Annotated in this window: 13 protein-coding genes; 8 read left to right on the forward strand and 5 right to left on the reverse strand. The window is 47.0% G+C overall.

Annotation, left to right across the window (positions count from 1 at the left end):
* Window positions 1-84: 84 nt before the first annotated feature.
* Together AC1RRX_RS16560 and AC1RRX_RS16565 are read right to left on the reverse strand one after the other, a co-directional pair.
* Window positions 85-768, reverse strand: coding sequence for an ABC transporter ATP-binding protein (locus AC1RRX_RS16560; RefSeq protein ID WP_032866951.1), 684 nt, complete (start codon window positions 766-768; stop codon window positions 85-87).
* A gap of 14 nt (window positions 769-782) precedes the next feature.
* Window positions 783-2,195, reverse strand: a complete 1,413-nt coding sequence (locus AC1RRX_RS16565) for an ABC transporter permease (protein WP_020955321.1) — start codon at window positions 2,193-2,195, stop codon at window positions 783-785.
* A gap of 212 nt (window positions 2,196-2,407) precedes the next feature.
* Between AC1RRX_RS16565 and yclJ the strand changes: the two genes are divergently transcribed.
* From yclJ to phrC, 4 genes are all read left to right on the forward strand, one after another.
* Entirely contained in the window at window positions 2,408-3,091 is a 684-nt protein-coding gene (gene yclJ, locus AC1RRX_RS16570; protein WP_007410267.1) for a two-component system response regulator YclJ, read from the forward strand.
* Window positions 3,078-4,511 (forward strand): two-component system sensor histidine kinase YclK, encoded by a 1,434-nt coding sequence (yclK, locus tag AC1RRX_RS16575; RefSeq protein ID WP_162183162.1) that lies wholly within the window; start codon window positions 3,078-3,080, stop codon window positions 4,509-4,511. Before yclJ ends, yclK begins: the two co-directional genes overlap by 14 nt.
* Window positions 4,512-4,663: 152 nt before the next feature.
* Window positions 4,664-5,812 (forward strand): Rap family tetratricopeptide repeat protein, encoded by a 1,149-nt coding sequence (locus tag AC1RRX_RS16580; RefSeq protein WP_007410270.1) that lies wholly within the window; start codon window positions 4,664-4,666, stop codon window positions 5,810-5,812.
* Window positions 5,796-5,915 (forward strand): phosphatase RapC inhibitor PhrC, encoded by a 120-nt coding sequence (gene phrC / locus AC1RRX_RS16585; protein WP_003156334.1) that lies wholly within the window; start codon window positions 5,796-5,798, stop codon window positions 5,913-5,915. Before AC1RRX_RS16580 ends, phrC begins: the two co-directional genes overlap by 17 nt.
* Before the next feature lie 147 nt (window positions 5,916-6,062).
* On the opposite strand, the gene AC1RRX_RS16590 is transcribed toward phrC, so the two are convergent.
* Together AC1RRX_RS16590 and AC1RRX_RS16595 are read right to left on the reverse strand one after the other, a co-directional pair.
* Window positions 6,063-6,173 (reverse strand): YjcZ family sporulation protein, encoded by a 111-nt coding sequence (locus AC1RRX_RS16590; protein WP_369878517.1) that lies wholly within the window; start codon window positions 6,171-6,173, stop codon window positions 6,063-6,065.
* Between the two features lie 79 nt (window positions 6,174-6,252).
* A complete protein-coding gene (locus AC1RRX_RS16595) occupies window positions 6,253-7,617 on the reverse strand; it encodes an aspartate kinase (RefSeq protein WP_042634827.1) in 1,365 nt (454 codons plus the stop codon).
* Window positions 7,618-8,030: 413 nt separating this feature from the next.
* Between AC1RRX_RS16595 and AC1RRX_RS16600 the strand changes: the two genes are divergently transcribed.
* From AC1RRX_RS16600 to AC1RRX_RS16615, 4 genes are read left to right on the forward strand one after another with little or no spacing between them, the layout of a single operon-like run.
* Window positions 8,031-8,984, forward strand: a complete 954-nt coding sequence (locus AC1RRX_RS16600; protein ID WP_015239156.1) for an ABC transporter permease — start codon at window positions 8,031-8,033, stop codon at window positions 8,982-8,984.
* Entirely contained in the window at window positions 8,974-9,921 is a 948-nt protein-coding gene (locus tag AC1RRX_RS16605) for an iron chelate uptake ABC transporter family permease subunit (RefSeq protein WP_014416905.1), read from the forward strand. Before AC1RRX_RS16600 ends, AC1RRX_RS16605 begins: the two co-directional genes overlap by 11 nt.
* Window positions 9,915-10,673: an iron ABC transporter ATP-binding protein gene (locus AC1RRX_RS16610; RefSeq protein ID WP_003156330.1), complete on the forward strand. Its 759-nt coding sequence runs from the start codon at window positions 9,915-9,917 to the stop codon at window positions 10,671-10,673. Before AC1RRX_RS16605 ends, AC1RRX_RS16610 begins: the two co-directional genes overlap by 7 nt.
* Window positions 10,674-10,694: 21 nt before the next feature.
* On the forward strand, window positions 10,695-11,639 hold the full coding sequence (locus tag AC1RRX_RS16615) for a siderophore ABC transporter substrate-binding protein (protein WP_007410275.1): 945 nt from the start codon (window positions 10,695-10,697) through the stop codon (window positions 11,637-11,639).
* Between the two features lie 41 nt (window positions 11,640-11,680).
* Here the strand turns inward: AC1RRX_RS16615 and AC1RRX_RS16620 are convergent, their stop codons facing one another.
* Entirely contained in the window at window positions 11,681-13,105 is a 1,425-nt protein-coding gene (locus AC1RRX_RS16620) for an MDR family MFS transporter (RefSeq protein WP_032866944.1), read from the reverse strand.
* Window positions 13,106-13,115 lie beyond the last annotated feature (10 nt).

Below are 13,115 nucleotides of genomic sequence, written 5' to 3' on the forward strand. Positions count from 1 at the left end.
GCAGCCCTCGCTCTTTTTACGTTCACTTCTATTGAATAGGCGGATATAGGGTGCGCCCCTGTCTGCGCTGGCAGGGGCGCGGTATCAGGAAACGGCCGTGCCGTTTTCTTTAACCGTGAAACTTCCTCTTGATAAGCGGATGTTGATATCAGACACTTTGGCAATTTGTTCGTCGTGCGTAACCATGATGACGCATTTGCCGTCTTTATGCGCCAGATCCTGAAAGAGCCGGACGATTTCCTTTGACGTATCCTCGTCGAGATTTCCCGTCGGCTCGTCCGCGCAAATCAAATCCGTGTCACAGCTGAAAGCCCGCGCAATTGAAACGCGCTGCTGCTGTCCGCCGCTTAATGTCAGCACCCGCTGACGGGCCTGCTGTTCGGTGATGCCGACTTTTTTCAGCATGCTGAGCGCGAACGCATCTTTGTTGTTCTCCTTAGAGCCGGTAATCTCCATCGCCGTTGTGGCATTCTGGAGCGCCGTCATATACGGGATCAGATGATAAGATTGAAAGACGATAGAGACATATTGATTTCTGAATTTGGTTAATCCGATTTTGGAGATGTCTTCTCCGTTATAAAGGATGCTTCCCTCTTTAGGTGTGTCAAGGCCGCCCGCCAGAGACAGAAACGTTGTTTTTCCCGTTCCGGAGGCGCCGACAATTGTATAAAACTTCCCTTTTTCAAAGCTGATCGTTATATCCTGAAACAGCGGCTGTGATTTATCTTGGTACCAGTAGCCGGTCTGTTGAAAGGTTAATAGGCTCATTATGCTGCCTCCTCTTATTCCTGCTTGGTCAGGATCGTTTTAGGGTGAAGCCGCATGACTGATACAGACGGCAGTAATGTGGCGATGACGGCAATTGCGACGCCGATCCCGCCAAGAATCAGAAGGTCATTCAGCGAGACGTTTACCTGCATTGTACTGATGACATCCGCGCCGGATGAATGCTGACCGAACATGCCGCCCCAGCCGCTTGTTTGCTGCTGTGAATCATCGGCTGAGCTGACCTGCTGGGAAAGAAGCTGATTTCCGAGCTGATTCGCCACAAGGCTGCCCGTGACGGATGCGATCCCGATGGCAATAACGGCGACAACCAGAATTTCCGTTAAGAATTGTCCGATGAGCTTCCAGCGCTTTTCGCCGATCGCCATCAAGACACCCATTTCATACTTGCGTTCCCTGATCGACATCATCACGATCAACCCGAGAATGACCGCGCCCGCGATGGATACAAGGTATACCACGTTTTTAGAAAATGACGCGACATTTTCAATCGGGCCGGCCATTTGCTGATACACCTGATCATTTGTCGTCAGCGCGTAGGTTTTATCATCTATAGATGTTTTTTTCGCAGCCGCAACGAATGAGTCAATATATTTGGCATCATCCATATAATAAACAGCTGAGCTGATTTTGTTTTTGTTATCAGACCCTTTTAACGCCGCCGCGGCGGTGTAAGGCGTATAGATTTTATTGTCAGGATTTAAGAATGAAAAATGCTGTGCCTGATCGTCTCCTGATGATGTTGTTTTATAGATTCCCACAATTTTAAGCTTCGTTTTCACAGAATCATCCGCTGCTGAGGAAACGGTAATGGAGCCGCCGACCTTCAGCTTGTTTTGATCTGCCAGCGTTTCATTAATCACGGCGACTTTTGCGTCCGCATCTGTTTTTGTGATGGCGCGTCCGTCAGTGATTTTTGAGCTCCCGCCTGTGAAATCATCAAGCAATGCCGTAGAGAGCACGCCTTCGATCGAAATATCCGCTGAAATTATCTGTCTTCCGCCGCCTTGAAAACGGCCGTCGCCGGAACTGTTATCGGCTGATTCGCCTGAGCTTTTTATCGCATCAAAGCTTTCTGCATTTGCTGACGCTGTCGTGAGGAAGTTGTAATTTTTAACATGCTGTAAAGATGTAAGCTTCTTGGCATCTGAGACGGAAATCGGCGTTGATTCAAACGTCCTCTTTTCACCGTCTTTTTGCTGCTGCGCCATTTGCTTTTGGCGGTCAGCCTGGAGTGTGACGCTCCCGCCGAGCTGCTGCCTTGCCAGTTCGCTTGATTTCTTTGCCGCTGACTGGATCGTAAGACCGGACAGGACAAAAATGCAAATCACTGAAAACACAACCAGCTGCAAAAATGTTTTTCCCTTTTTTGCCTTCATGCTCCAAAAGGCTCTTTTTATAAAGTTCATGTCTGTTCCTCCGTGTGGGTGTCAGATCTTGTAAAACCGGCCTTCTTTAGCACCGGCCATCCGATATGTATATAGTAGGAGAAATGTATGAAAAAAATATGAACAAACTATTTCCGGGTGATGAAATAAAAACTAACAATTGTGAAACCCGAAAACACCCGGGTAAAATGGTGCTATTATAAGAAAAAGCGTGAAGATAAGCGGAGGAACCAATGAAGATATTAATGATAGAAGACAATATAAGCGTATGCACCATGACGGAAATGTTCTTTTTTAAAGAAGGATTTGAAGCCGAATTTGTCCATGACGGAGTGGAAGGCTATCAGCGTTTCACGGAAGAGGACTGGGATTTGGTCATTCTGGACATTATGCTTCCATCAATGGACGGAGTGACGATCTGCCGGAAAATAAGAGAGACGAGCAGTGTGCCGATTATTATGCTGACCGCAAAGGACACGGAGTCTGATCAGGTGATCGGGTTTGAAATGGGGGCGGACGACTATGTCACCAAGCCGTTCAGCCCGCTGACGCTAGTAGCGCGGATTAAAGCGGTGATCAGAAGATACCGGGCGACGGGGCAGGCCGTAAAAAGCGACGACTTGATCGAAACGGCGTGTTTTTCAATCAATAAGAAGACGCGGGAAGTGTTTCTGCACGGAAAACCTGTCGAGAATCTGACGCCGAAGGAATTCGATCTGCTCTTTTATCTCGCACAAAACCCGCGCCAGGTCTTTTCGAGAGAGCAGCTGCTTGAGCAGGTGTGGGGCTATCAATTTTACGGCGATGAACGTACGGTTGATGTTCATATTAAACGGCTGCGCAAAAAACTGTCCAGTGAGGAAAAACCGTTTTTATACACGGTGTGGGGGGTAGGATACAAATTTGATGAGGATTAAATACTTATATCAGCTGCTGTTAAGTCATGTCAGCATTTTGATTTTGGCCTTTTTCATCATCATTTCCCTGTTTTCGCACTTTGTGAAAGATTTTGCGTATCAAAATAAAGTGGATGAGCTGTCATCTTACGCCCAGCAGATCACAAGTGAGCTGAACGGCCGCGATCTTGATCTGCGCCGCCTGTATCCGTATCAGGACATGTTAAAAACGCGCGAGACCAGGTTTATTATTTTCGATGAACATCAGCGGCCTTACTTTTTTCCTGACGATATGCCGCCGCGCGAGAAGCTGAAAAGTAAAGAGTGGCACATGCTGAAGCAAGGGAAAACCGTTCAGATCAGAGCGGAGATGAACCGTTTTAATACAGAAGGTTTAGAAGTATCGCTTGTCGCAAAGCCGCTTTTTATCAACGATCAATTTAAAGGCGCGGTGCTGCTCGTGTCTCCCGTCAGAGGGGTCGAGCAGATGATCAGCCAGGTCAACCGCTATATGTTTTACGCGATCATCAGCACCCTTATCATCACGATTCTGCTGAGCTGGCTTTTATCTAAATTTCACGTCAAGCGGATTCAGACATTGCGGGATGCGACCGGAAAAGTGGCATCCGGTGATTATGATATTTCTCTTAAAAACAGCGGCGGCGATGAAATCGGCATGCTGGCGTCCGATTTCAACATCATGGCCAAAAATCTGAAGCAATCGAGAGAGCAGATTGACCGCCTTGAAAAACGGAGGCGCCAATTTATCGCCGATGTCTCCCATGAGCTGAGAACGCCTTTGACGACCATTAACGGACTTGTGGAGGGGCTTAACAGCAACACCATCCCGGAAAAAGATAAAGAGAAATGCTTCTCGCTGATCAGCGAAGAAACGAAGCGGATGCTCAGGCTCGTGAAAGAAAACCTGGATTATGAAAAAATCAGATCCCAGCAAATCAAACTGGACAAGCTCAGTCTGCCGCTCATCGAGGTGTTTGAAATTATTAAAGAGCATCTCAATCAGCAGGCGGAGGAAAAGCAAAATCAGCTGCGGATTCAAGTGGAGGACGGCGTCAAAGTATTCGCCGATTATGACAGGCTGATCCAGATTCTCGTCAACATCACGAAAAACAGCATTCAATTTACGCAAAAGGGAGACATCACGCTGCGCGGGTATGAAGGCTATAAAGAAACGGTGATTGAAATCGAAGACACCGGGATCGGCATCTCCAAAGAGGAAATTGAGCATATATGGGAGCGGTTTTATAAGGCGGATGTGTCCCGGACGAATACGGCATACGGCGAATACGGACTCGGCCTTTCCATCGTCAGGCAGCTCGTCGAAATGCACAAGGGCACGATAGATATTGACAGCGAAAAAGGAAAAGGCACGACCTTTACAATCCGCCTTCCGCTGAATACGAAAAATGAATCATCTTGAAACCGGCGGCCCCGTCTGGCCGCCGTCTGTTTTATCTCCACTCGGAAAATTGCGCTCTGCCGAAACAAAGTTTGCGTGTTTTTCGGGATGGAAAGAGACGGAAACGTGATAAAATAACTGGTAAACAGGTCTTGGATGGGGAGGGTGAAGGAATGAAGAGCGGGTTAATTCCTTCTTCAGCAGTCGGGCAGAAAATTAACGAGTGGTATCGATACATCAGAACATTCAGCGTGCCGGATGCGGAGATCTTGAAGGCCGAGATCAAACAAGAGCTTGACCATATGGAGCCTGATTCGAACTTAGTGCTTTATTATTCCCTCATGGAATTTCGCCATCAGCTGATGCTGGACTACTTGGAGCCGTTGGAAAAACTGAAGATAGAAGACCAGCCGACCCTGTCGGAAATTCTTGATAACATTGATAACAGCCAGGCCGGCCTCAAAGGACTTCTCGATTATTACGTCAACTTTTTCAAAGGCATGTTTGAATTTGATAAAAGAGAATTTATCTCAGCGATTACATATTATAAACAAGCTGAGAAAAAACTGGCCTTCGTATCGGACCACGTGGAACGGGCGGAGTTTTATTTTAAAGTGGCCGAAGCTTATTATCATATGAAACAAACGTATTTTTCTTTGATACATATAAAAAACGCTTATGAAATTTACGTAGAGCAGGACACATATAACGTCCGGATCATTCAATGCCATTTTGTATTCGGCGTCAATTTAATGGATGAAAGGCGCTTTGAACAGGCGGCCAAACATTTTCAGCACGCTCTGCAAATGGCCGAAAAAGAACAAAAAGCGCAGCTTGTCGGGAGGGCGCTGTATAACCTCGGACTGTGCTACTACAATCAGGACCGCATCGGCGAAGCGATTCCGTACTTTGAACGGGCGGTCGATACATTTGAATCACAAAGAATCGTCAATTCTCTTCCTCAAGCATATTTTCTAATCACACTCATTTACTTTAAACTCGGAAAAAAAGAAAAAGCGTCGGAATATCACAAGCGGGGATATGAATATGCTAAAGAAACAGACGATCCCGTTTATACGGTAAAATTCGAATGGCTGCAGGCTCTGTATCAGGCGAAACCGGATGAGGAAACAATCAGCGCGTGTTTCCGTTACCTGGAAGATAAAAATTTATACGCCGATATAGAGGATTTAGCACTAGAAGCAGCTAAATATTACTATGAACAAAATTGCTTTAAAATTTCTTCTGACTATTTTCTGAAAGTCGAAGAGGCAAGGAAACAAATACAAAGGAGTGAGGGTTTGTATGAAATTGAAATCTAAATGGTTTGTTATTTGTTTAGCAGCCGCCGCGATTTTTACAGTGACAGGTGCAGGCCAGACAGATCAGGCTGAATTCCATGTAGCTGAAAGAGGAATGACGTGAGAAGAAAATAACCTGAACAAAGGAAAAGACTGCCCGAGAATGTTCTCGGCAGTCTTTTTTGCGCGGCCGGACTTGGACAGCGGCGGAAAACAAAAGAAAACGCCGCAGGTCAAAACCCGCAGCGTCCTCATATAGACGGAGTGATGTTTAGAAACCGCCAACGAAGGCAGTACCTACAATAATCAACAGGATAAATAAAACAACGATCAAAGCGAAAGAGCTGACTCCAGAATATCCTGACATGAGCTTCACCTCCATATTGTCTATACCATACAATATGTAAAAGAAGCTGCTTTGTAAGGGATATTAGTGGACAAGAGAAAAAAGAGGCGGTGTCCTATGAGAGTAAGACTCCGGCGAAAAATTCGTCATACAGCGCACGCACCGCGTGTTTTTCCTGTTCTTCTTTCACTCCGAACATCATGCTGACTTCCGATGACCCTTGATTGATCATCTCGATGTTGACACCGGCTTCCGACAGGGCTTTGGATGCCCTGGCGGTTGTGCCGACATTATGGCGCATCGCTTCCCCGACGACCATAATCAGCGCCAGATTGTGCCTGACTGTGACTTCATCTGCTTGAAGTTCCTGCTTCAGGCGGGTGACGAGCCTGTGTTCCAGTTCTGAGTCCATCTGATTGTGCCGAAGGATGATCGTGATGTCGTCAATGCCGGATGGAACGTGTTCATACGTCAATCCTTCTTCCTCCAAAATGTGAAGGGCTTTGCGGCCGAAACCGATTTCCCGGTTCATTAAATATTTGCTTATGTAAATGCTGCAAAAGCCCGTGTCGCTTGCGATGCCGATGACTGGCCCGTTCGTATTGTCACGGCTGCTGACGACCCGCGTTCCTTTCGCATCCGGATTATTCGTATTTTTAATCTGAACGGGGATGCCGGCCCGAAATGCGGGAATCAGCGCTTCATCATGAAAAACGGAAAATCCGGCATAGGAGAGCTCACGCATTTCCCGATACGTCAGTTCGTTAATTTCTTTCGGATGCCGCACGATTGACGGGTTGACGGAATAGACGGCGTCCACATCAGTAAAGTTTTCGTACAGGTCGGCTTTTAAGCCGCTGGCGAGAATGGAGCCGGTAATATCAGAACCGCTCCTGGAAAACGTCACAATCTCATGCTCCTTCGTGTAACCGAAGAATCCCGGAAAAATGATCAAGCCTTCACGGTTTCTCAGACGGTACAAATGATCATAAGACTCAGGGAGCACCTGCGCGCTTCCGGGTTCATTCGTCACAAACAGCCCCGCTTCTTTCGGACTTACGTATTCCGCTTTCACGCCCTGCCGTCGGAAGTAGGCTGCGATCAGCTTCGCGTTGTTGTCCTCGCCGCTCGCCTTCACCGCATCCATATATTGTTCGGGATTGGTTTTACAGCTGTTTAAAAGAGCGAATAGGTCACTGCGGATTCTTTCTATAATAGAGAAATCCAGGTTCAGCTCACGCGCGATGGCGGCGTACCGTTCAATGACCGTTTCGGCAAGCTCGGGCGCTGCACCTTTTTGCAAATAATGCTCCGCACAGCGGATTAACAGATCCGTCACCTTTGTATCGTCCGAGAAGCGTTTTCCCGGTGCCGATACGACGACGGCTTTCCGCGCGGGATCAGCCGTCACGATTTGAAACACTTTCTCAAGCTGGGCTCCTGACGCAAGAGAGCTGCCTCCGAATTTTACAACTTTCATGATTTACATCCCCTAATATTTAAATTTTCTCACAAATTTAATTTTTATTATCTCTCTTTCAAACATGTAAATCAAGGATTTTTTCTACGTGGGGAGAACATTTGTATTTTCATGGAGGAATTTTGCCGCTGTTTGTCAGATTTGTTTCCCTCAAGCGTGTCATCATGTGCAAAAAATGATAAGCAGCCAAATGAAGGTTATAGAAAATCCTGCAAATTCTTGATAGACTGATTGTAAGATAATTTAGTGTACGGCCCGCGGATGACCGCTTTTGAAAGCAAAACTGTATTGACTGCGCTTGGAAAGATGATAAGATTATAATTGTCGTTGATAATGATAATCATTACGAGTGGGATATATGGGAGTTGTTTGGCAATCAGTCATACCGTTTGTGATGGGTGCAGGGAGGCAGCATGAAGCTACGTTACTTACTTTTGCTACTGGCGGTTTTGGCGTGTACTTCTATATTTATCGGTGTAGAAGATTTGTCGCCGCTGGATATTTTTCATTTAAATAAAGAACAGGCAGGTACATTGTTTGACAGCCGGCTGCCGCGTTTGGTGAGCATTATCATCGCCGGCATGAGCCTGAGCATCTGCGGATTAATCATGCAGCAGATCAGCCGGAATAAATTTGTATCGCCGACGACTGCGGGGACGATGGACTGGGCAAGGCTCGGAATCTTGATTTCATTAATGCTTTTTACGTCAGCGAGTCCGCTTGTGAAAATGTCTATCGCTTTCGTTTTCGCGTTGGCGGGGAATTTCCTTTTCATGAAAATCCTCGAGAGAATCAAGTTCAATGATGCGATTTTTATTCCTCTCGTCGGTTTAATGCTTGGGAATATTGTCAGCTCAATCGCCACGTTTATCGCATATAAATACGATCTGATCCAAAACCTGTCATCATGGCTGCAGGGAGATTTCTCACTGGTCGTCAAAGGCCGGTATGAGCTTTTATATCTGAGTATCCCGCTGGTGATCATCGCTTATGTGTATGCAGATAAATTTACGGTGGCGGGAATGGGAGAGAGCTTTTCCGTCAATCTCGGCCTGAAATACAAACGCGTCGTTAATATCGGTCTGATTATCGTGTCGCTCATCGCTTCACTGGTGATCCTGACCGTCGGGATGCTGCCGTTTCTCGGTTTGATCATTCCCAATATGGTGTCGATTTACAAAGGGGACAACCTGAGGAGCAGCCTGCCTCACACCGCTCTGCTGGGCGCTGTTTTTGTGCTGTTTTGCGACATTTTGGGAAGGGTGATCATCTTCCCGTACGAAATTTCCATCGGCCTGATGGTCGGTGTTATCGGCAGCGGCATCTTCCTGTATATGCTGTTAAGGAGAAAAGCATATGAGTCATAATAAAAAAATTACGCTGCTGGCGGCGCTCGCCATGATATGTATCGGATTCTTCCTGTTCTACGGACTGGGCAATTGGGAATACTCCCTGCCGAGACGATGCTTCAAAGTGCTTGCCATGATGCTCACCGGAGGAGCGATCGCGTTTTCAACGGTCATCTTCCAGACGATTACAAATAACCGCATACTGACACCGGGCATTTTAGGCCTCGATTCCCTGTATATGCTCATTCAGACCGTCATCGTGTTCCTGTTCGGTTCAATGAATATCGTCATGATGAACAAAAATCTTAATTTCGTCATCTCCGTCGGGCTGATGGTGCTCTTGTCCCTCGTTTTGTATCAGCTCATGTTTAAAGGCGAGGGGCGGAACGTGTTTTTCCTTCTGCTTGTCGGCGTCGTGTTCGGCACGCTGTTCAACAGTCTGTCATCCTTTATGCAGATGCTGATTGATCCGAATGAGTTCCAGGTTGTTCAGGACAAAATGTTTGCCAGCTTTAACAATATCAACACCGATCTTTTATGGTTTGCCGGTGCTGTCTTTCTTCTGACGGGCATTTATGTCTGGCGGTTCACGCGGTTTTTTGACGTGCTGTCGCTCGGCAGGGAGCACGCCGTCAACCTGGGGATTGATTACGATAAGCTTGTGAAACAGATGCTCATTGTCGTCGCCATTCTTGTGTCTGTCTCTACGGCTCTTGTCGGGCCGATTATGTTTTTAGGACTGCTTGTCGTCAATCTGGCGAGAGAGTTTTTAAAAACCTACAGGCACACGTATTTAATCGCGGGTTCTGTCCTGATCAGCATCGTCGCGCTCGTCGGGGGCCAGTTCGTCGTGGAGAAAGTGTTCACGTTTTCCACGACGCTGAGCGTCATCATTAATTTTGCCGGCGGGATTTATTTTATCTATCTGCTGTTAAAGGAGAATAAATCATGGTAGAGGTCAAAAATGTAAGCAAACAATACGGAGGGAAAACCGTCCTTGAGAAAACGTCTCTATCCATTCAAAAGGGCAGGCTCACCTCATTTATCGGTCCGAACGGCGCGGGAAAAAGCACGCTGCTGTCTATCATGAGCCGGCTGATTAAGACGGATTCCGGGGAAATCACGGTCGACGGGCAAGAGATCGGGGCCTGTAAAAGCAACGATCTGGCAAAAAAAATCAGCATCCTGAAGCAGACGAACCAAATCAATATCAGGCTGACGATTAAAGACCTGGTCAGCTTCGGCAGATTTCCGTATTCCCAGGGGAAACTGACGGATGAAGATTGGGTGCATATCAACCAGGCACTCAGTTATATGAAGCTGGATGACTTAAAGGATAAATATCTCGATCAGCTCAGCGGGGGCCAGTGCCAGAGGGCGTTTATCGCGATGATCATCGCTCAGGATACGGACTATATTTTTCTCGATGAGCCGCTGAACAATTTAGATATGAAGCATTCCGTTGAAATGATGAAGCTGTTGAAGCGGCTTGTGGAAGACTTCGGAAAAACGGTCGTCGTAGTGATTCACGATATCAACTTCGCATCCGTATATTCAGACCATATCGTTGCACTGAAAAACGGCCGGATCGTCAAAGAAGGGCCGGCGGAGGAGATCATTGAAACCTCCGTGCTTGAAGATATTTATGATATGACCATCCCGATTCAAGAGATTGACAGTCAGCGGATCGGTGTGTACTTTTCTTAAAAACCAGATGAGGTGAAAATCATGAAAAAATTCGCATTGCTATTCATTGCGCTCGTTACGATTTTTGTTGTTTCTGCATGCGGAAACGGGGACAAAACATCAGGCAAATCAAAAGAAACAATCACAATCAAAGATGACCTGAACAAAGAAGGCGTCAAAGTGCCGAAGAATCCGAAAAAAGTCGTCGTATTCAACTTCGGAATGCTGGACACGATGGATGAACTGGGTTTACAGGATCATGTGGCGGGGCTTCCGAAACAAAACATTCCAAAATACTTATCTTCATATAAAAGTGATAAATACACCAATACAGGCGGTTTAAAAGAACCGGATTTTGAAAAAGTCGCGGATATTGACCCGGATTTAATCATTATCGCTCACAGACAATCTGATTCTTATAAAGAGTTCTCAAAAATCGCGCCGACGATTTACCTTGATGATGACTATACAAACTACGTTGACAGATTCAAGCACAACACCGAAGTGATCGGCAAAATCTTTAACAAAGAAAATGAAGTGAAAGATAAGCTTGCGAAAATTGACAAATCCATTGCGGATCTGAAGAAAAAGACAAGCAGCACGGATAAAAACGGGTTAGTGGTGATGGCGAACGACGGCAAAATCAGCGCGTTCGGATCTAAATCAAGATACGGCTTCATTCATGATGTGTTCGGCGTCAAACCGGCTGACAAAAACATCGAAGCCTCATTGCACGGACAAAGCATTTCTTATGAATATATCGCCAAAACAAACCCTGATTATATGTTTGTCGTTGACCGCGGAACAGCGATCGGCACAAAATCTTCAACAAAACAAGTGGTTGAAAATGATTATGTAAAATCGGTGAAAGCGGTGAAAAACAACCATGTTGTCTACCTTGATTCAGCTACATGGTATTTATCAGGAGGCGGCCTGGAATCCATGGCGCAAATGGTGAAAGAAGTTAAAGACGGAATCGAGAAGTAAAAAAAGAACCCGGTCACATACGTGATCGGGTTCTTTTTGGTTTACCGCGTAACGGCCTGCTGCTGCTCGGGCTGACGCGGTTTTTTCTTCAATATAAAAGATAGGAGGAAGCCGGCCAGCGCGATGCAGGCGGCTACGACAAATGCCGCATTCATGCCGTGCAGGGCGGCGTTTGCCGGAGTTGTCGCATTTGCGTGCGCGGCCTGGCTGCTCATCACGGAAACTAGCAGCGCCGTACCGATAGAACCGCCGACTTGTCGGACGGTATTGTTCATGGCTGTGCCGTGCGGAATTAAGTGGCGCGGCAGGGCGTTGATACCCGCTGTCGTCACCGGCATCATAATCATGGCTGTTCCCAAAAGCCGCGCGGTATAAACGACGACAATCCAAATGAGAGACGTCGAGTCCGTCAGATTCATAAACGGCAGGGACGTGAGCAGGATGATGAAGAATCCGGTCATCGCAAGGCCCTTTCCGCCGATTTTGTCAAACACCCGGCCGATAAACGGAGACATCATCCCCATCACAATCGCGCCCGGCAAAAGCATTAATCCGGTATCAAACGCGGATACGCCCCGGACTTTTTGTGTGTAAAGCGGGAGAATGGTTTCCGTTCCGATCAGCAGCGCGAAAACAAGCGTTCCGAGCAGGGTGGTCAGGCTGAAAATCCCGAAAGAAAACACACGGAATTCCAGCATCGGTTTTTTGAGCTTCATCTGTCTTGCGATAAAGAAAATCAGCGCGACCGCTCCGACAAGCAGCGAAGTCAGCACTTCAGCACTGGTCCACCCTGATGAACCGGCGCTTGAGAAGCCGTAAAGCAGACCGCCGAATCCGAGGGTCGATAAGATCACAGATAAAATATCAATCTGTGTTTCTCGTAATGTCGTGACGTTTTTCATCAGAATAATCGCTAAAAGCAAATCGATGACTGCGATCGGGAAGATAATATAAAACAAAGACCGCCAAGAGAATGCTTCGACCGCCCATCCGGAAAGCGTCGGGCCGATCGCCGGCGCGAACGAAATAACCAAGCCGACCATACCCATGGCGCGGCCGCGCTTTTCCATCGGGAAAATCGTGAGAAATACCGTCTGCATGAGCGGCAGCATAATTCCGGCGCCGGCCGCCTGAATAATCCGGGCCGTTAAGAGCACCGGAAAGTTCGGGGCGAATGCGCCGACAATGGTGCCCGCCGTGAAAATACTCATGGCGGAAATCAAGAGGGTGCGGCTTGTGAATTTCTCTATTAAAAACGCGGTAATCGGAATCAAAATCCCGTTCGTCAGCATAAACGATGTTGTCAGCCATTGCGCTTTGTTGGCGTCTATATTGAAGTCATTCATAATGTGCGGCAGCGCCGTAATAAGCAGTGTCTGGTTCAAAATGGCGACGAACGCACCCGCCAAAAGAATCCCGACAATGACAGAGCGGTTGTATGGTGCAGTTTTAATACTCTTATTCAAGCTGATTCCT

This window comes from Bacillus sp. GW821-FHT11D08 (genome assembly GCF_058808515.1).

Bases quoted from the DNA above. Each gene is read 5' to 3' on its own strand.
- AC1RRX_RS16600 (WP_015239156.1), top strand. From the start codon at position 8,031: ATGAAGCTACGTTACTTACTTTTGCTACTGGCGGTTTTGGCGTGTACT.
- phrC (WP_003156334.1), top strand. From the start codon at position 5,796: ATGAAATTGAAATCTAAATGGTTTGTTATTTGTTTAGCAGCCGCCGCG.
- AC1RRX_RS16580 (WP_007410270.1), top strand. From the start codon at position 4,664: ATGAAGAGCGGGTTAATTCCTTCTTCAGCAGTCGGGCAGAAAATTAAC.
- AC1RRX_RS16565 (WP_020955321.1), bottom strand. From the start codon at position 2,195: ATGAACTTTATAAAAAGAGCCTTTTGGAGCATGAAGGCAAAAAAGGGA.
- AC1RRX_RS16595 (WP_042634827.1), bottom strand. From the start codon at position 7,617: ATGAAAGTTGTAAAATTCGGAGGCAGCTCTCTTGCGTCAGGAGCCCAG.
- AC1RRX_RS16615 (WP_007410275.1), top strand. From the start codon at position 10,695: ATGAAAAAATTCGCATTGCTATTCATTGCGCTCGTTACGATTTTTGTT.
- AC1RRX_RS16605 (WP_014416905.1), top strand. From the start codon at position 8,974: ATGAGTCATAATAAAAAAATTACGCTGCTGGCGGCGCTCGCCATGATA.
- AC1RRX_RS16590 (WP_369878517.1), bottom strand. From the start codon at position 6,173: ATGGAGGTGAAGCTCATGTCAGGATATTCTGGAGTCAGCTCTTTCGCT.
- AC1RRX_RS16560 (WP_032866951.1), bottom strand. From the start codon at position 768: ATGAGCCTATTAACCTTTCAACAGACCGGCTACTGGTACCAAGATAAA.
- yclJ (WP_007410267.1), top strand. From the start codon at position 2,408: ATGAAGATATTAATGATAGAAGACAATATAAGCGTATGCACCATGACG.
- AC1RRX_RS16610 (WP_003156330.1), top strand. From the start codon at position 9,915: ATGGTAGAGGTCAAAAATGTAAGCAAACAATACGGAGGGAAAACCGTC.